Here is a 17,007-nt window from a genome sequence, read left to right as displayed (position 1 = left end):
GAAGCGGTCTGGATCGAGAGGCACCCAGCGTAGACGCATTTCACCGGGTATCGCCGCGCCCGGCCACGCCCCCGTTCGGCCCGGCGACGGGTTCCGGCCGGGGGCGCGACCGGTTGCGTACGAAAACCGCGGCGGGCACCCGGCACCCCGGGGCCGCCGGTTCATCTTCCCGTCGGGTTCCGGCCACCCGGCGACCCTTGACAACTGCCCCGCCCAGCCAAGAGATTGACGCGCGTAGAACTACACAGCGAGCTGCATCCCGAGCTTCATGTGGAACTACGACGCGCCACCGCACGGGCGCGGCACGACACCCGTCCTCCCTCATCCCTTCGGAGTTCCTTGATGCCCGTTCCGAGAACCGCCGCCGTCTCCGCCGTCGTCGCCGCCGCGCTGGGCGCCGGTCTGCTCACCGGCACCTCGTCGGCCGCCGCCGGCCCGGCCGCCCCCGTCACGGCCCGCATCCACGACATCCAGGGCACCACCCGCACCTCGCCGCTGGCGGGACAGCAGGTCACCGAGGTCCCGGGCGTCGTCACGGGCGTCCGGACGTACGGCTCGTCGAAGGGCTTCTGGTTCCAGGACACCGCTCCGGACGACAACCCGGCCACCAGCGAGGGCATCTTCGTCTTCACGGGCTCGGCCCCGACCGTGGCGGTCGGCGACGCGGTGAAGGTCGCCGGCACGGTCACCGAGTACGTCCCGGGCGGCCTGTCCTCGGGCAACCAGTCGCTGACCCAGATATCCAAGCCGACCGTGACCGTCGTCTCGTCCGGCAACGCGGTGCCCGCGCCGGTGGTCATCACGGCCCGTTCCGTGCCCGGCCGCTACACCCCGGCGGGCGACCCGGCCGCGGGCAACAGCGTCAACGGCCTCACCCTCCAGCCCAGGAAGTACGCCACGGACTACTACGAGTCCCTGGAGGGCATGAACGTCCGCATCGGCACCTCGCGCGTGGTCGGCCGCACCGACCAGTACAACGAGCTCTGGGCGACGGTGAAGCCCAACGAGAACAAGACCAAGCGGGGCGGCACGCTCTACTCGTCGTACGACGCCCAGAACACCGGACGCCTCCAGATCCAGAGCCTGATCCCGACGGCCCAGCAGCCGTTCCCCAAGGCGAACGTCGGCGACACCCTGACCGGCACCACCGAAGGCCCCCTGGACTTCAACCAGTTCGGCGGGTACACGATCGCCGCCCGCACGCTGGGCACGGTCAAGGACAACGGCCTCAAGCGCGAGAGCACCCGCAAGCAGCGCACCGGCGAGCTGGCGGTCGCCACGTACAACGTGGAGAACCTGCACCCGACCGACCCGCAGACGAAGTTCGACGCGCTCGCCGACGGCATCGTCACCCACCTCGCCTCGCCCGACATCGTGGCCCTGGAGGAGATCCAGGACAACAGCGGGGCGAAGAACGACGGCACGGTCGACGCGTCCGACACGATCAAGAAGTTCACGGACGCGATCGCCGCGAAGGGCGGCCCGGCCTACCAGTGGCGCTCGATCAGCCCCGAGAACGACAAGGACGGCGGCGAGCCCGGCGGCAACATCCGCCAGGTGTTCCTCTTCAACCCCGCGCGCGTGTCGTTCACGGACCGGCCCGGCGGCGACTACAAGACCGCCGTCGGCGTCACCGGCGCCAAGGGCCACCCGGCCCTCACCCTCTCCCCCGGCCGCATCGACCCGGCCAACCCGGCGTGGGTGGACAGCCGCAAGCCGCTCGCGGGCGAGTTCGTCTTCAAGGGCCGTACGGTCTTCGTCATCGCCAACCACTTCGCGTCCAAGGGCGGCGACGAGTCGCTTCTCTCGCAGCACCAGCCGGTGCCGCGCTCCTCGGAGGACAAGCGGCTGCTCCAGGCGCAGGCCGTGAACGGCTTCGTCAAGCAGCTGCTCGCGGTCGACAAGCACGCGCGCGTGCTCGCGATCGGCGACATCAACGACTTCGACTTCTCGGGCACGACCAAGGCCCTGGAGAACGGCGGCGCGCTGCGCACCGCGTTCCGCTCGCTGCCGAAGAAGGAGCGTTACTCCTACGTCTACCAGGGCAACACCCAGGTCCTGGACCAGATCCTGACCAGCCCCGCCATCCGGAACTTCGCCTACGACAGCGTGCACATCAACGCGGAGTTCGCCGACCAGACCAGCGACCACGACCCGCAGATCATCCGCTTCCGCCCGTAGGCCAAGGATGCGGCTCCGCGCCCCTTTCAGGGGCGCGGAGCGCTCAGGCGGCCGGGGCGCACCGACCTCAAGCTCGCTTGAGGTCAAGTCCATAGATCATGTCATCCGACAATTTCCGGCCATGATCCCGCACACTGGACCGGTCCGGCGGAAGTCCCCGGACGCAGCTGTTCAGGGGAGCGGAGTACGTCATGGACCGCGCGGCCTTCAGTCGCAGGATCTTTCTCGGGGCGGCGGGCGCCGTCGCGGCGGCCGGGGCCGCGGGCTGCTCGTCCGACGGCGGGCCCGCGACCGGCACCCGCAAGGACCCCGGCGCGTCACCGGGCACCGAGGGCCCGGCCAAGGAGAACGACCGCCCGGGCGATGCCGGATGGCGGCTCAAGGGGCGCGGCGCCAAGAACGAGATCGAGGGGTTCGCGGACCGCACCGGCGTCGCGCGGGGCGAGGCGTTCCGCCTCCATGTGCACACCACCGCCCCGACGTTCCGGGCCGAGGCGTTCCGGATGGGCTGGTACGGGGGCGCGCTGGCCCGCAAGGTGTGGGAGTCGGGCACCCTCAAGGGCGTCCGCCAGCCCGCCGCGAAGGTGGCCGAGCACACCAACACCGTCACCGCGCCCTGGTCCCCGACCGCCGAAGTCCCCACCAGGGACTGGCCGGAGGGCGCGTATCTGATCAAGCTGACGGCGTCGACCGGCGGCCAGCGCTATGTCCCGGTCACCGTGCGCTCCGCCACCACCAAGGGCCGGGTGGTGCTGGTGAACGCGGTGGCGACCTGGCAGGCGTACAACGAGTGGGGCGGCTACAGCCTCTACAACGGCCCGAGCGACGACGACGGCGACCGCTCGCGCGCGGTCAGCTGCGACCGCCCGTACGACCGCGACGGCGACGGCCTGTTCCTCACGTACGAGCAGCCGGTCGTGGCGCTCGCCGAGCGGCTCGGCCTGGAGCCCGCGTACGTCACCAACATGGACATCGAGCGCGATCCCAGGATCCTGGCGGGTGCCACGGCGGTGATCTCGCTCGGCCACGACGAGTACTGGACGCAGGCCATGCGCGACCGGGTCACCGCCGTCCGTGACGCGGGCACCAATATCGCGTTCCTGGGCGCCAACGCGTGCTTCCGCCGGATCCGTCTGGAGAAGACGGCGCTCGGCGAGCAGCGGCTCATCGTCTGCTACAAGAACGACTGGCCCAAGGACCCGGGCCGGGGCGAGGGCGAACCGCCGACCACCAACTTCCGCGAACCCCCGCACGCCCAGCCGGAGAACTCCCTCACCGGCACGCTCTACGAGTCCAACCCGACCACCGCCGACTATGTGGTCACCTCCCCCGCCCACTGGCTCTTCGCCGGAACGGGAGTGAAGCAGGGCGCCAAGTTCCCTGGCCTGGTCGGCACCGAGTACGACCGCGCCAACGGCGACGAGACCACGCCCCGCCCCATAGAGGTGATCTCGCACTCGCCGCTGACCTGCCGGGGCGTGCACTCGTACGCCAACTCGGCCTACTACACGGTGAAGTCGGGCGCGGGCGTCTTCAACACCGGCACCATGCGCTGGGTCCAGTCGACGATCGGCGAGGGCGGGCACGGCATCGACTCCCGTACGGCCGCGTTCACGTCGAAGGTCACGGAGAACCTGCTGCGGGCGTTCGCGGCCGGACCGGCCGGGCGGGCGCACCCGGCCAAGGACAACCTGGACTCCTTCCACCCGTACGCGGGCGACCCGACCTGGTCCCACCACAACCTCTGGTAACCGCGAGGATCAGCCGTCCTTCTCACCCAGGCGCGCCAACTCGCTCTGGAACCAGTCCAGTCGGGCCTGGAGCAGCGCCGCCTCGGCGACGAGCTCCGGCACGGTCCGGCCCGGCGGCGGAGCGCCGACGTCGGGTCCTGGCGCGGCGAGCACTTTCAAGCCCTCACCGCCGCGCGTAGCGAAGTCGGCGAAGGACACGGTCACGCGCGGCCCGGCGCACACCGCGCAGACCGGCTCCACCACCCGCCACCCCGGCCGCCCCCAGCCCGCGTCGGCGAGCCCGGACGCCCGGCGCCCGCAGCGGCACGGCCCGGCGGTCGCGGTGCACACCCGCTGACGGGCGTACCGCGAGCCGCGCTCGAACCTCATGTACCGCCCGAGCACCGCGACTTCCAGGAGCAGCGCGCCCCGGTGCTCGGCCACGCAGGTCAGCGCGTACGCCTCGGAGCGCTCGTGCAGACAGTGGAAGCCGCAGTCGCAGAGCCGCGAGGGCGAGCGATGGCGCCGCCCGTAGGCGCAGCGCGCCTCGTCCAGCACGCCGTACGGGAGCGCGGCGCCCAGCGAGACGCCCAGGAAAGCGGCCCGGGAGCCGTCCTGGGAGAGCGCCGGGTGGGCGATCTTGTAGCCGGTGGGCGGCTCCGTCGGGCGTTCCTCGGGGAGCCGCAGCCTCATCGGCCCGCCGTCACCTCGACGGGAACCTCGGCCGGGATCTCCTCGGACGCGAGGACGGCCTTGGCCCGTCCCGCATCCTCGTCCCGTACCGAAACGTCGGGCTGTTCTTCCGCGACACCAGTGGCGAGAGCCTTGCCGAGCCTCATGACGACCTCCGACGAGTACGACGGTACGGGCATGAACGGACACACCGGTCTCTCATGGTGACGTACGACGTGCCGCAGGCCAAGAGCGCCCGGGAAGAGGCCGGTTCAAGAACACTTCAGCACCACTTGTCATTCACCCCAAGAAATTCTAAGTAGACCTTCACCATTCATACGACCCAGACTTCACGAGTGACCCACTCACGCCCTTTCGGGCGCGCACTTTGCGCCATGATCACGCCCTTCACCGCCGACGACGAACTCGACCTGGACGGCGCCCAGCGGCATGCCGCGCGCCTGGTGGCCGAGGGCTGCGACGGCCTGGTCCTGAGCGGCACCACCGGCGAGTCGCCGACCACGACGGACGCGGAGAAGGCCGCGCTGGTCCGGGCGGTGCGCGAGGCGGTGGGCGACGACGTGCGCGTCCTGTCCGGGGTCGGCACCGCGTCCACCCGGCACACCGTCGAGCTGGCCCGCCAGGCCGAACAGGCGGGCGCGGACGGCCTGTTGGTGGTGAGCCCGTACTACAGCCGCCCGCCGCAGGACGCGATCGAGGCACACTTCCGTACGGTCGCGGACGCCACGGGGCTGCCGGTGATGCTCTACGACATCCCCGGCCGGGCGGGCGTGCGGATCGGCACGGACACGCTGCTGCGGCTCGCGGACCACGAGCGGATCGTGGCGGTCAAGGACTGCGCGTACGACCTGCTCGGCTCGACCAAGGTCATCGGCCGCACCTCGCTGGCGTACTACTCGGGCTGCGAGGAGATGAACCTCCCGCTGTACGCGGTGGGCGGCGCGGGATACGTCAGCACGGTCGCCAACGTGGCCCCCCGCCAGATGCGCGCCCCCCTGGACGCCCACGACAGGGGCGAAGTGGCCGAGGCGACCCGCCTCAACCACCTCACGCTCCCCCTGTCGGAACTGATGATGTCCTCGGGCCTACCGGGCACGGTGACGACCAAGGCGCTGCTGAGCAACCCGGTGAGGGAACCCCTGCAACCGGCGTCCCCGGACCAGGTCGCCGTGTTGCAGAGGGCATACGACGACCTGATCCACGACTAGCCAGGGCCGCAGGGCTGCTGGCTCTTACTACGCAGTGGGCCGAGCGCAACCCCCTAGGGGCGCGGGGAACTGCGCGACCAGCCCACCACGGTCCGCACCCGAAAACGCGTCAGTTGTGACTGTGCAGAATCTCGTTAAGCCCACCCCACACGGCATTGTTGGGCCGAGCCTCAACAGCGCCCGTAACCGAGTTCCGCCGGAACAGAATGTTCGACGCACCCGAAAGCTCACGAGCCTTCACGATCTGCCCATCGGGCATCGTCACCCGCGTACCGGCAGTGACGTACAGCCCGGCCTCGACGACACACTCATCGCCGAGGGCGATACCCACACCGGCCTCGGCGCCCACGAGGCACCGCTCGCCGATCACGATGCGGACGTTGCCGCCACCGGACAGCGTGCCCATCGTGGACGCGCCGCCCCCGATGTCGGACCCGTCGCCGACGACGACACCGGCGGAGATCCGCCCCTCGACCATCGACGTCCCCAAAGTCCCCGCGTTGAAGTTCACGAAGCCCTCGTGCATCACGGTCGTGCCCTCGGCCAGGTGCGCACCCAGGCGCACCCGGTCGGCGTCGGCGATACGGACTCCCTTGGGGGCCACGTAGTCCGTCATGCGCGGGAACTTGTCGACGGACGTCACCTGGAGGTGGAGTCCGGCGGCGCGGGCGTTCAGCCGTACGGTCTCCAGCTCGTCGACGGCGACCGGGCCGAGCGAGGTCCAGGCGACGTTGGCGAGCAGGCCGAACATGCCGTCCAGGTTCTGGCCGTGCGGCTTGACCAGGCGGTGCGAGAGCAGGTGCAGCCGCAGGTAGGTGTCGTGCGCGTCGAGCGGCTTGTCGTCGAGCGAGGCGATGACCGTACGGACGGCGACGACCTCGACGCCCCGGCGCGCGTCGACGCCGAGCGCGGCGGCGGCGCCCTGGCCGAGGAGGGCGGTGGCCTGGTCGGCGGTGAGCCGCTCGGTGCCGGCCGGGCCGGGCTCGGCCACCAGCTCGGGGGCGGGGAACCAGGTGTCGAGAACGGTGCCGTCGCCGGCGATGGTGGCGAGGCCGGCGGCGACGGCGCCGGTGGAGCGAGAAGCAGTAGCAGTCGTGTCGGTCATAGCGGAAAACCTAACCGGCGGCGGCCCGCCGGGGCCAACCGGTCTCATGTGACGGGCGCGCGTCACCCCCGGTCAGCGGGGTCCGCAGCCCCCGCGCCCGCAGCACGGCGAGCCCGGCGAGACCCGCGAGGGCGGCGCACACGGGCCAGAGAAGGCCGGGCGCGGCGGTGTAGAGGGCGCCGCCGAGCGGTGGGGCGAGCACCTGGCCGCTGATGGAGGCGCCCGCGTACAGGCTCTGGAAGCGGCCCTGGGCGTGGGCGGGCGCCTGGTCGGCGACGTACGCGGTGGCGGTGGTCTTGTACAGGATCTCGCCGAGGGTGAGCGACACCATCAGCGCGACGGCCCAGCCGATCGAGGCGCCCGGGATGAGCATCGCGTAGCCGAGGCCGACCAGGAGCAGCCCGCAGCCGACGATCGACAGCGGCGCACGGCGGCGCAGCACCTGGACGGCGGGCAGTTCGAGGCAGAGGATCACTCCCCCGTTGATCGCGATCAGCCAGCCGTACACATGGGCGTCCAGGCCGTGGTCGGCGAGGAAGACGGGCAGGGTGGAGTACTGCTGGCGGTAGACGAGGTCGACGCAGACGATCGCGGCGAGCAGGACGAGGACGGCGGGCCGGGCCCGCAGTTCGCGCCACAGGCCCGGGGCGCCGGGGTCGTACGAAGGCCGGGTGTGCGCGGCCGCGCGGGCGGGCAGCACCCGGGCCGCGTACGCCGCGAAGAGCAGGGTGCCGAGGCCGTCGGCGGCGAACAGCCAGCCGTACGACCACTGGGCGGCGACCAATGCGCCGAGCGGCGGCCCAACGGTGAACCCCGCGTTCGACGCGAACCGCATGACGGCGAACCCCTGGCGGCGGCTGCCCTCGGGGACGGAGACCGCGACGAGCGCGGAGTTGGCCGCCCGGACCACGCCCGAGGCGTACTGGGCGAGCGGCAGCGCGGCGTACAGCGCGGCGGTCGGCAGCAGTCCGAGGACGGACAGGAGCGCGCCGCTGACGACCGCGCCCGCGAGCAGGGCGCGCCGGTGGCCGTAGCGGTCGCCGAACGAGCCGCCGGTGAAGTTCCCGGCGACCAGTCCGATGCCGCCGACGCCGCTGATCACTCCGGCCTGGGCGACGCTGAGGCCGCGCGGGCCGGTCAGGTACACGAAGAGATAGACGAACGTGAAGCTGACGACGGCGTTGAAGAAGATGCCGAAACACAACAGCCGGACGGTTCTCGGCACCGCGCGCAGAGTCCTCACGCCGTCTCCCCCTGAGATCGTTGCACTATGAGTGAGTTCCTTATGGGAACGGACTATGTCAGCATGAGGGTCGCAGGTCAACGGCGTACGCAAGGATGGGAGTCATGCCTCAACGCACCCGTCTGAATGACGAGCACTGCGCCATCGCCCAGGCCCTGGACGTGGTCGGCGACTGGTGGACCCTGCTGATCGTGCGCGACACCGCACGCGGGGTGCACCGCTTCGACGCGCTCCAGCGCGAGCTCGGCATGTCCCGCAAGGTGCTCGCCGAACGGCTGAGGCTGCTGGTGGAGACGGGGGTGCTGAGCCGGGAGCCGTACCAGGACCGCCCGGTCCGGTACGAGTACCGGCTCACCCCGCGCGGCCGTGCCCTGCTGCCCGTACTGATCGCACTCCAGGACTGGGGAGACACCTGGGTGCTGGGAGAAGGAGAGACGATGGCCACGGCGACTCAGGCGTCCGGGGAGACCGAGCGAGTGCGGGAGCTGGTCGGCACGAAGGTGCCGGAGCTTCAACTCACCGACTACGACGGCGAGTTGAGGGACCCGGTGGCGTCCGGAACGCCGTACACCGTGCTGTACTGCTTCCCCGGCGCGTACGCCCGCAAGGACGCCTATCCGCCCGGCTGGGCGGGGATTCCGGGGGCGCCCGGCTGCACCCTGGAGTCGTGCACGTTCCGCGACCAGCTCGCCGAGTTCACGGCGGCGGGCGCGACCGTGCACGGGGTGTCCAGCCAACGCCCGGACGAGCAGCGGGCGTTCGCGGACAAGGAGCGGCTGCGCTTCCCGCTCCTGTCGGACGCGGACCTCACGCTGACGGCCGCGCTGCGGCTGCCGACGTTCCGCACGGCGGGGGTGAGCCGCCTCAAGCGCCTGACGCTGGTGATCGACGCGGACCGTACGGTGATCGAGGCGCTGTACCCGATCACCGACATCGAGGAGAGCGTGCGAGGGGCGCTGGCGGCGGTGCGCCGGGCGGGGACCGCGGGCTGAGCCTCAGTGCGTGGCGCCGCCCATGTTGACCAGCACCACGCCACCGATGATCAGCGCGATCCCGGCGAACTTGGCGGCCGTCATCGTCTCGCCCATGAAGAGCATCCCGATGGCGGCGATGACGGCCGTACCGGCACCGGACCAGATCGCGTACGCGGTGCCCACCGACATCGACTTCAGGGTCAACGACAGCATGTAGAAGGCGAAAAGGTACCCGCAGACGGTGACCAGCGAGGGCGCGAGCCTGGTGAACCCCTCGCTGTACTTCATCGCGGAGGTGGCGGCGATCTCCGACGCGATGGCGCAGGAGAGCAGGACGTACGGCATGCGGACAAGCGTACACAGCGATGCGTACGCCCGTACATAACGACAGGGTGAACGTCAGGGCAGCATTCGGGCAAGCAGCATGCGCGCGTACTCCTCGTCGTAGTCGCCGCCCGTCAGCAGCGCCTGCAGACAGATCCCGTCCATCAGCGCGACCAGGCCGCGCGCGGTCACCGGGTCCGTGTGCCGGGCCAGCACCTCGGCCACGCCCTCGGCCCACTCGGCGGCGACGGGCCGCAGCGGGGGCCGCCGGAGCGCGGCGAGATAGAGCTCGTACTCCAGCTCCACGCGCGCCCGGTCCCCCGCGATCCACTCGCCCATCAGGCGCGCGAGCTCGGCGGCCACGTCCACGCCGGGCTCCTCCAGCGCGCCGCAGTCGCGGATCGCGGCGGCGAACCCCTCGTTGGCCTGCCGCAGCGCGGCGACCATCAGCTCGTCGAGCGTCTTGAAGTGGTACGTGGTGGAGCCGAGCGGCACATCGGCCTCGGCGGCGACGCTGCGATGGCTGAGCCCGGCGATCCCGCGCTCGCCGACCACCCGGATCGCGGCGTCGATGATGCGCCCCCGCCGCTCGGGGTCGTACCGACGGGCCATCACTCACACGTCCCCGGGTCGCACACCATGCCCCCGACCGTACCGGGCCCGGCTACCCGGGCAGTTCGCGCGTCCAGCCGTACGCGATACGGACGGGAGACGCACAACGCCGGACGGCCCTCGCGCGAGCAAACGCGCAAGGGCCGTCCGGCGTACTGGTGCGACGGGGTGGTCAGACGTTGAAGCCCAACGCCCGCAGCTGCTCGCGCCCGTCGTCCGTGATCTTGTCCGGGCCCCACGGCGGCATCCAGACCCAGTTGATCTTGAGCTCGTTGACGATGCCCTCGGTCGCGGACTTCGCCTGGTCCTCGATCACATCGGTCAGCGGGCAGGCCGCCGACGTCAGGGTCATGTCCAGGGTGGCGACGTTGGAGTCGTCGATGTGGATGCCGTAGATGAGGCCGAGGTTGACGACGTCGATGCCCAGCTCGGGGTCGACGACGTCGTACAGCGCCTCGCGGACTTCTTCCTCGGAGGCCGGCTTCAAAGTGGCCTCTGCGTTCTCGGTCATGCGCTCTTCCTCTCGGCTCCGGCACCCAGTGCCTGGGCCGTCGCGTCCTTCCAGGCCATCCAGCTCAGCAGAGCACACTTCACGCGCGCGGGGTACTTGGAGACGCCGGCGAACGCCACCGCGTCCTCCAGCACCTCCTCCATCGCGTCGTCCGGCTCCAGCTGGCCCTTGGACTGCATCAGCTCCAGGAACGTCTCCTGGATCCGCTGCGCCTCGTCGAGGTCCTTGCCGACCAGCAGGTCGTTGAGGACCGAGGCGCTGGCCTGGCTGATCGAGCAGCCCTGCCCCTCGTACGAGATGTCCGAGATCTGCGAACCCTCGTACTTGACGCGGAGAGTGATCTCGTCGCCGCACGTCGGGTTCACGTGGTGCACCTCGGCGTCACCGTCCCGCAAGCCCCGGCCGTGCGGATGCTTGTAGTGGTCCAGGATGACGTCCTGGTACATCGAATCCAGCTTCACGTCGTTTAACCCCTAGCCGAAGAAGTCTCGTACGTGCTCCAGCCCGCTCACCAGGGCGTCGACCTCGGCGGGCGTGGAGTACAGATAGAAAGACGCTCGCGTGGTCGCGGGAATTCCGTAGCGCAGGCAGACCGGGCGCGCGCAGTGGTGGCCGACCCGGACCGCGATGCCCTGCTCGTCCAGGACCTGGCCCACGTCGTGCGGGTGGATGTCGCCGAGGACGAAGGAGATCGCGGCGCCGCGGTCCTCGGCCGTGGTGGGGCCGATGATCCGCAGGTCGGGGACCTCAAGGAGGCGCTTGACCGCGTACTCGGTGATCGCGTGCTCATGCGCGGCGATCTTGTCCATGCCGATGGCGGAGAGGTAGTCCACGGCCGCGCCGAGGCCGACGGCCTGGGCGATCGGGGGCGTACCGGCCTCGAACTTGTGCGGCGCCGGGGCGTAGGTGGACGAGTGCATCGAGACCGTCTCGATCATCTCGCCGCCGCCCAGGAACGGCGGCAGGTCCTCCAGGAGCTCCTGGCGACCCCACAGCACGCCGATGCCCGTCGGGCCGCACATCTTGTGGCCGGTGAAGGCCACGAAGTCGGCCTGGAGCGCCTGCACGTCCAGCGGCATGTGCGGCGCGGCCTGGGAGGCGTCGACGCAGACCAGCGCGCCGACCTCCTGGGCGCGGCGCACGATCGCCTCGACCGGGTTGACGGTGCCCATCAGGTTGGAGACCAGCGTGAAGGAGACGATCTTCGTCTTCTCGGTGATGATCTCGTCGATGTTGGACAGGTCGAGACGGCCGTCGTCGGTGAGGCCGAACCACTTCAGCTTCGCGCCCGTGCGCTGCGAGAGCAGCTGCCACGGCACGATGTTGGAGTGGTGCTCCATCTCCGTGATGACTATCTCGGTCTCGTGGTCCACGCGGTAGGGCTCGTCCGCCCAGCCCAGCATGTTGGCGACCAGGTTGAGCGACTCCGAGGCGTTCTTGGTGAAGATCACCTCGTTGCGGCTCGGCGCGTTGACGAACGCGGCGACCTTGTCGCGCGCGCCTTCGTACAGGGCCGTGGCCTCCTCGGCCACCGTGTACACACCACGGTGGACGTTGGCGTTGTGCCGCTCGTAGTACTCGTTGAGAGCGTCGAGCACCTGGCGCGGCTTCTGCGAAGTCGCCGCGCTGTCGAGGTACACGATCTTCTTCCCGTCGTGGACCACGCGGTCCAGCAAGGGGAAGTCCTTGCGGATCGCCTCGGTGTCGAGGAGGCCCGGCAGAATCGTCACTCGGAAGCGCCGCCCTTCGTGTAAGCCTCGTAGCCCTCGTTCTCCAGCTTGTCGGCGAGCTCGGCGCCGCCGGACTCGGCGATCCGGCCGTTCGCGAAGACGTGCACGAAGTCGGGCTTGATGTAGCGCAGGATGCGCGTGTAGTGCGTGATCAGCAGGGTGCCGACCTCGCCGGTCTCGCGGACGCGGTTGACGCCCTCGGAGACGATGCGCAGCGCGTCGACGTCCAGACCGGAGTCGGTCTCGTCGAGGATCGCGATCTTCGGCTTGAGGAGCTCCAGCTGAAGGATCTCGTGGCGCTTCTTCTCACCGCCGGAGAAGCCCTCGTTGACGTTGCGCTCGGCGAAGGCCGGGTCCATCTGGAGCTGCTCCATCGCGGACTTGACCTCCTTCACCCAGGTACGCAGCTTCGGCGCCTCGCCGCGCACGGCGGTGGCGGAGGTGCGCAGGAAGTTGGAGACCGAGACACCGGGGACCTCGACCGGGTACTGCATGGCGAGGAAGACACCGGCGCGGGCGCGCTCGTCGACGGACATCTCCAGGACGTCCTCGCCGTCCAGGGTGACCGTGCCGCTGGTGATCGTGTACTTGGGGTGACCCGCGAGCGAGTACGCGAGGGTGGACTTGCCGGAGCCGTTGGGGCCCATGATGGCGTGGGTCTCGCCCTGCTTCACGGTCAGGTCGACGCCCTTGAGGATCTCCCGGGGGCCGTTCTCGGCTTCCACGGAGACGTGCAGGTCGCGGATTTCAAGCGTTGCCATGGGGACTTCAGTTCTCCTGGGACACGGAGACGAGAACATCGTCCCCTTCGATCTTTACGGGGTATACGGGCACGGGTCGCGTCGCGGGCAGGCCGGAGGGCTTGCCGGTGCGCAGGTCGAAGGTGGAGCCGTGCAGCCAGCACTCGATCTGGCAGTCCTCCACCTCGCCCTCCGACAGCGAGACGTTCGCGTGCGAGCAGATGTCGTGGATCGCGAACACCTCGCCCGACGTGCGGACGACCGACACCGGCGTGCCGTCGAGTTCCACCCGCTTCGGGGTGTCCTCCTCCAGCTCGCTCAGTGCGCAGACGCGGACGAAGGCGGTCATCAGACGGATGCCTCCAGCTCCGCCTCGATCTTGGCGAGCAGGCGCTCCTCGACGTCCGCGACGCCGACCTGCTGGACGAGCTCCGCGAAGAAGCCGCGGACCACCAGACGGCGGGCCTCGGCCTGCGGGATGCCGCGCGCCATCAGGTAGAACAGCTGCTCGTCGTCGAAGCGGCCGGTGGCGGAGGCGTGACCGGCGCCGGCGATCTCGCCGGTCTCGATCTCCAGGTTCGGCACCGAGTCGACCCGCGCGCCGTCCGTGAGGACCAGGTTGCGGTTCATCTCGTAGGTGTCGGTGCCCTCGGCCTTGGCCTGGATGAGGACGTCGCCGATCCACACGGCGTGCGCGTCGTCGCCCTGGAGGGCGCCCTTGTACACGGCGTTGGACTTGCAGTGCGGCGTGTTGTGGTCGACGAAGAGCCGGTGCTCCTGGTGCTGGCCCTTGTCGGTGAAGTACAGGCCGAAGAGCTCGGCCTCGCCGCCGGTGCCCGCGTAGGAGACCCGCGGGTGCAGCCGGACCAGGTCGCCGCCGAAGGTGACCACGACGGACTTGAAGGAGGCGTCCCGGCCGACCAGCGCGTTGTGCTGGGAGACGTGGACGGCCTTGTCGTCCCAGTCCTGGACGGAGACGACGGTCAGCTTGGCGCCGTCGCCCAGGATGTAGTCGACGTTGGCCGCGAGGACCGCGTCGCCGGTGTGGTCGATGACCACGACAGCCTCGGCGAACGCGCCGAGCTCGATGACCTGGTGGGCGAAGACGGTGCCGCCCTCGCCGTGCACGGCGATACGGATCGGCTCGGTGAGGACCGACTCCTTGGGGACGGTGACGACCGAGGCCTTCTCGAACGAGGAGTACGCCTGGGCGGCGACGCGGTCGACCGGCGTACCGGCCCTGCCGAGCCGCGCGTCGTCGCGGCCGACGGTCTCGACGACGACGCCCTCGGGAGCCGTCACCTCGACGCGCACGCCGTCGCCGGTCGCGATCGCGGTGCCGTCGTGCAGCCCGCGCAGCCGCTCCAGCGGCGTGAAGCGCCACTCCTCCTCGCGGCCGTGCGGGACCGGGAAGTCCGCGACGTCGAAGGACGGGGGCGCGCTCATGCGCGTGGCGACGGTCGACTCGGCGGCCACCGCGATCGAACCGGCGGTGGTGGAGCCCGCCGGGATGTTCTGAGCCTCAGCCATGGCTGTCGTAGTGCTCTCTTCCTGGATCAGTCTGCGTTCACTGCTGCGGGGACGGTCGCCGTACTAGCCGACCGAGCCCTCCATCTGCAGCTCGATCAGCCGGTTGAGCTCAAGGGCGTACTCCATGGGCAGCTCCTTGGCGATCGGCTCGACGAAGCCGCGCACGATCATCGCCATCGCCTCGAACTCCGTCAGACCGCGGCTCATCAGGTAGAAGAGCTGGTCCTCGGAGACCTTGGAGACGGTCGCCTCGTGGCCCATGGACACGTCGTCCTCGCGGACGTCGACGTACGGGTAGGTGTCGGAGCGGGAGATCGTGTCGACGAGCAGCGCGTCACAGAGCACGTTCGACTTCGATCCGGCCGCGCCCTCGCCGATCTCGACCAGACCGCGGTACGAGGTACGGCCGCCGCCGCGGGCCACCGACTTGGAGACGATGTTGGACGACGTGTTCGGCGCCATGTGGACCATCTTGGAGCCGGCGTCCTGGTGCTGGCCCTCGCCCGCGAAGGCGATGGACAGGGTCTCGCCCTTGGCGTGCTCGCCCATCAGGTAGACGGCCGGGTACTTCATGGTGACCTTGGAACCGATGTTGCCGTCGATCCACTCCATGGTCGCGCCCTCGTACGCCACGGCGCGCTTGGTGACCAGGTTGTAGACGTTGTTCGACCAGTTCTGGATCGTCGTGTAGCGGCAGCGGCCGCCCTTCTTGACGATGATCTCCACGACGGCGCTGTGCAGCGAGTCCGAGGAGTAGATCGGCGCGGTGCAGCCCTCGACGTAGTGGACGTAGGCGTCCTCGTCGACGATGATCAGCGTCCGCTCGAACTGGCCCATGTTCTCCGTGTTGATACGGAAGTAGGCCTGCAGCGGGATGTCGACGCGGACACCCTTGGGCACGTAGATGAACGAGCCGCCGGACCACACGGCCGTGTTCAGCGACGCGAACTTGTTGTCGCCGACCGGGATGACCGTGCCGAAGTACTCCTGGAAGAGCTCCGGGTGCTCCTTCAGCGCGGTGTCGGTGTCCAGGAAGATGACGCCCTGCTGCTCCAGGTCCTCACGGATCTGGTGGTAGACGACCTCGGACTCGTACTGGGCCGCGACACCGGCGACGAGGCGCTGCTTCTCCGCCTCGGGGATGCCGAGCTTGTCGTACGTGTTCTTGATGTCCTCGGGCAGGTCCTCCCAGGACTCCGCCTGCTTCTCCGTCGACCGCACGAAGTACTTGATGTTGTCGAAGTCGATGCCGGAGAGGTCGGAACCCCACTTGGGCATGGGCTTGCGGTCGAAGAGGCGCAGGCCCTTGAGGCGCAGCTTCAGCATCCACTCGGGCTCGTTCTTCTTCGCCGAGATGTCGCGGACGACGTCCTCGGAGAGCCCGCGCTTGGCAGTGGAGCCCGCCGCGTCGGAGTCGGCCCAGCCGTACTCGTAGTTGCCCAGGCCTTCAAGTTCGGGGTGGGCAGTCTCCGTGGGGAGAGTCATGCGGGGTTCCTCCCGGCCGTGCTTGTGGATGCTGATTCGGTGGTGGTCTGTGGTGCGCTGTGCGGGATGAACGTCGTGCACACCCCGTCGCCGTGGGCGATGGTGGCCAGACGCTGCACATGGGTCCCGAGGAGGCGGGAGAAGAACTCCGTCTCCGCCTCGCACAGCTGCGGGAACTGCTCGGCGGCGTGCGCGACCGGGCAGTGGTGCTGGCAGAGCTGCTCACCCCGTCCGGGGAGGGGAGCGCTGCGTGCCGTAGCAGCGTACCCGTCGGCGGTCAAGGCCTTGGCCAGAGCCTCGGTGCGCTGCTCGGGCCCGGCCGCGTCGATCGCTTCGCGGTACGTCTCGGCCTGCGCCTCGATGCGGGCGCGGGCGAACGCCACGACGGCCTCTTCGCCCGCGGCGCCGCCGCCGGCCGACCGCTCGATCCAGCGGAGCGCGTCGACGGCCAGCTTGTCGTACGACTGGTCGAAGGCGTCCCGCCCGCAGTCGGTGAGGGCGAAGACCTTCGCGGGCCTGCCACGGGTCCGTGCCCCGTACACCCGCTGTTCGCGGGGGGCCACGACCTCGTCGGCCACCAGTGCGTCGAGATGGCGGCGGACGGCGGCCTGGGTGAGGCCGAGGCGCTTCGCGAGGTCCGCGACGGTGGAGGGCCCATGGTCCAGGATGGAGCGCGCGACCCGGTTGCGGGTGGACCGCTCACCGGTCGCGAGTTCCTCCTGCGGAGCCTCGCCAACGTTTTTCACAACACCATTGTTGCGTAATTCCTCAGAGCCTGACAAGCCACGTCCCGATCACCGAACGGTGCGGTGCATCACTTAGGCATACCTAAGGTGACCTGCGGAAACGATCTTTGATCGATCAATTGAGACATCCTCGAAATGGACCCCGGCGACCGGTTTGACCTCGACGTATGGCCGCGCCGGGACGCTTTTCGGCTA

The 17,007-nt window shown here is 69.8% G+C and carries 18 protein-coding genes; 4 read left to right on the top strand and 14 right to left on the bottom strand.

Annotation, left to right across the window (positions count from 1 at the left end; translation table 11 throughout):
* Nucleotides 1–342: 342 nt before the first annotated feature.
* Both BG418_RS14845 and BG418_RS14840 read left to right on the top strand, forming a co-directional pair.
* Complete coding sequence (locus BG418_RS14845) at nt 343–2,181, top strand: endonuclease/exonuclease/phosphatase family protein (RefSeq protein WP_188274298.1); 1,839 nt, start codon at nt 343–345, stop codon at nt 2,179–2,181.
* Between the two features lie 191 nt (nt 2,182–2,372).
* Nucleotides 2,373–3,932: a N,N-dimethylformamidase beta subunit family domain-containing protein gene (locus BG418_RS14840; RefSeq protein WP_188274297.1), complete on the top strand. Its 1,560-nt coding sequence runs from the start codon at nt 2,373–2,375 to the stop codon at nt 3,930–3,932.
* Nucleotides 3,933–3,941: 9 nt separating this feature from the next.
* On the opposite strand, the gene BG418_RS14835 is transcribed toward BG418_RS14840, so the two are convergent.
* Together BG418_RS14835 and BG418_RS14830 are read right to left on the bottom strand one after the other, a co-directional pair.
* Nucleotides 3,942–4,604, bottom strand: coding sequence for a hypothetical protein (locus BG418_RS14835; protein WP_188274296.1), 663 nt, complete (start codon nt 4,602–4,604; stop codon nt 3,942–3,944).
* Nucleotides 4,601–4,783 carry a hypothetical protein gene (locus BG418_RS14830; protein ID WP_188274512.1) on the bottom strand — a complete coding sequence of 61 codons (183 nt, stop codon included), beginning with the start codon at nt 4,781–4,783 and terminating at the stop codon, nt 4,601–4,603. Before BG418_RS14830 ends, BG418_RS14835 begins: the two co-directional genes overlap by 4 nt.
* 156 nt (nt 4,784–4,939) lie before the next feature.
* Here BG418_RS14830 and dapA point away from each other — a divergent pair, with 156 nt between their 5' ends.
* Nucleotides 4,940–5,812: a 4-hydroxy-tetrahydrodipicolinate synthase gene (gene dapA / locus BG418_RS14825; protein ID WP_188274295.1), complete on the top strand. Its 873-nt coding sequence runs from the start codon at nt 4,940–4,942 to the stop codon at nt 5,810–5,812.
* Between the two features lie 109 nt (nt 5,813–5,921).
* Here dapA and dapD read toward each other — a convergent pair whose 3' ends face one another.
* Nucleotides 5,922–6,917 carry a 2,3,4,5-tetrahydropyridine-2,6-dicarboxylate N-succinyltransferase gene (dapD, locus tag BG418_RS14820; RefSeq protein WP_188274294.1) on the bottom strand — a complete coding sequence of 332 codons (996 nt, stop codon included), beginning with the start codon at nt 6,915–6,917 and terminating at the stop codon, nt 5,922–5,924.
* 10 nt (nt 6,918–6,927) lie between these two features.
* On the bottom strand, nt 6,928–8,160 hold the full coding sequence (locus BG418_RS14815) for an MFS transporter (protein ID WP_188274293.1): 1,233 nt from the start codon (nt 8,158–8,160) through the stop codon (nt 6,928–6,930).
* A 104-nt stretch (nt 8,161–8,264) separates the two neighbouring features.
* Between BG418_RS14815 and BG418_RS14810 the strand changes: the two genes are divergently transcribed.
* Nucleotides 8,265–9,152: a winged helix-turn-helix transcriptional regulator gene (locus tag BG418_RS14810; RefSeq protein ID WP_188274292.1), complete on the top strand. Its 888-nt coding sequence runs from the start codon at nt 8,265–8,267 to the stop codon at nt 9,150–9,152.
* A 3-nt stretch (nt 9,153–9,155) separates the two neighbouring features.
* On the opposite strand, the gene BG418_RS14805 is transcribed toward BG418_RS14810, so the two are convergent.
* The 10 genes from BG418_RS14805 to BG418_RS14760 all read right to left on the bottom strand — a co-directional run bounded on the left by BG418_RS14805 (nt 9,156) and on the right by BG418_RS14760 (nt 16,812).
* On the bottom strand, nt 9,156–9,479 hold the full coding sequence (locus BG418_RS14805) for a multidrug efflux SMR transporter (RefSeq protein WP_188274291.1): 324 nt from the start codon (nt 9,477–9,479) through the stop codon (nt 9,156–9,158).
* Nucleotides 9,480–9,533: 54 nt separating this feature from the next.
* Nucleotides 9,534–10,070, bottom strand: coding sequence for a TetR/AcrR family transcriptional regulator (locus BG418_RS14800; RefSeq protein WP_188274290.1), 537 nt, complete (start codon nt 10,068–10,070; stop codon nt 9,534–9,536).
* Nucleotides 10,071–10,242: 172 nt separating this feature from the next.
* Nucleotides 10,243–10,581, bottom strand: coding sequence for a metal-sulfur cluster assembly factor (locus BG418_RS14795; RefSeq protein ID WP_067157773.1), 339 nt, complete (start codon nt 10,579–10,581; stop codon nt 10,243–10,245).
* Nucleotides 10,578–11,042 (bottom strand): Fe-S cluster assembly sulfur transfer protein SufU, encoded by a 465-nt coding sequence (sufU, locus tag BG418_RS14790; protein WP_188274289.1) that lies wholly within the window; start codon nt 11,040–11,042, stop codon nt 10,578–10,580. Before sufU ends, BG418_RS14795 begins: the two co-directional genes overlap by 4 nt.
* Before the next feature lie 12 nt (nt 11,043–11,054).
* Entirely contained in the window at nt 11,055–12,311 is a 1,257-nt protein-coding gene (locus BG418_RS14785; RefSeq protein ID WP_188274288.1) for a cysteine desulfurase, read from the bottom strand.
* The gene (sufC, locus tag BG418_RS14780; RefSeq protein ID WP_188274287.1) at nt 12,308–13,072 is read right to left on the bottom strand and encodes a Fe-S cluster assembly ATPase SufC; all 765 of its coding nucleotides are present in this window, start codon (nt 13,070–13,072) and stop codon (nt 12,308–12,310) included. Before sufC ends, BG418_RS14785 begins: the two co-directional genes overlap by 4 nt.
* Nucleotides 13,073–13,079: 7 nt before the next feature.
* A complete protein-coding gene (locus BG418_RS14775) occupies nt 13,080–13,400 on the bottom strand; it encodes a non-heme iron oxygenase ferredoxin subunit (protein WP_188274286.1) in 321 nt (106 codons plus the stop codon).
* A complete protein-coding gene (gene sufD, locus BG418_RS14770) occupies nt 13,400–14,581 on the bottom strand; it encodes a Fe-S cluster assembly protein SufD (RefSeq protein WP_188274285.1) in 1,182 nt (393 codons plus the stop codon). The genes BG418_RS14775 and sufD overlap by 1 nt, the downstream gene beginning before the upstream one ends.
* Nucleotides 14,582–14,644: 63 nt before the next feature.
* Nucleotides 14,645–16,066, bottom strand: coding sequence for a Fe-S cluster assembly protein SufB (gene sufB, locus BG418_RS14765; RefSeq protein ID WP_188274284.1), 1,422 nt, complete (start codon nt 16,064–16,066; stop codon nt 14,645–14,647).
* A complete protein-coding gene (locus BG418_RS14760) occupies nt 16,063–16,812 on the bottom strand; it encodes an ArsR family transcriptional regulator (protein WP_188274283.1) in 750 nt (249 codons plus the stop codon). Before BG418_RS14760 ends, sufB begins: the two co-directional genes overlap by 4 nt.
* Nucleotides 16,813–17,007 lie beyond the last annotated feature (195 nt).

This window comes from Streptomyces sp. CBMA152, from assembly GCF_014596475.1.
In the GTDB taxonomy this organism is placed as follows: Bacteria; Actinomycetota; Actinomycetes; order Streptomycetales; family Streptomycetaceae; genus Streptomyces.
The sequence above is the reverse complement of the archived record's forward strand: the minus strand, read 5'-3'. Positions and strand labels throughout refer to the sequence as shown.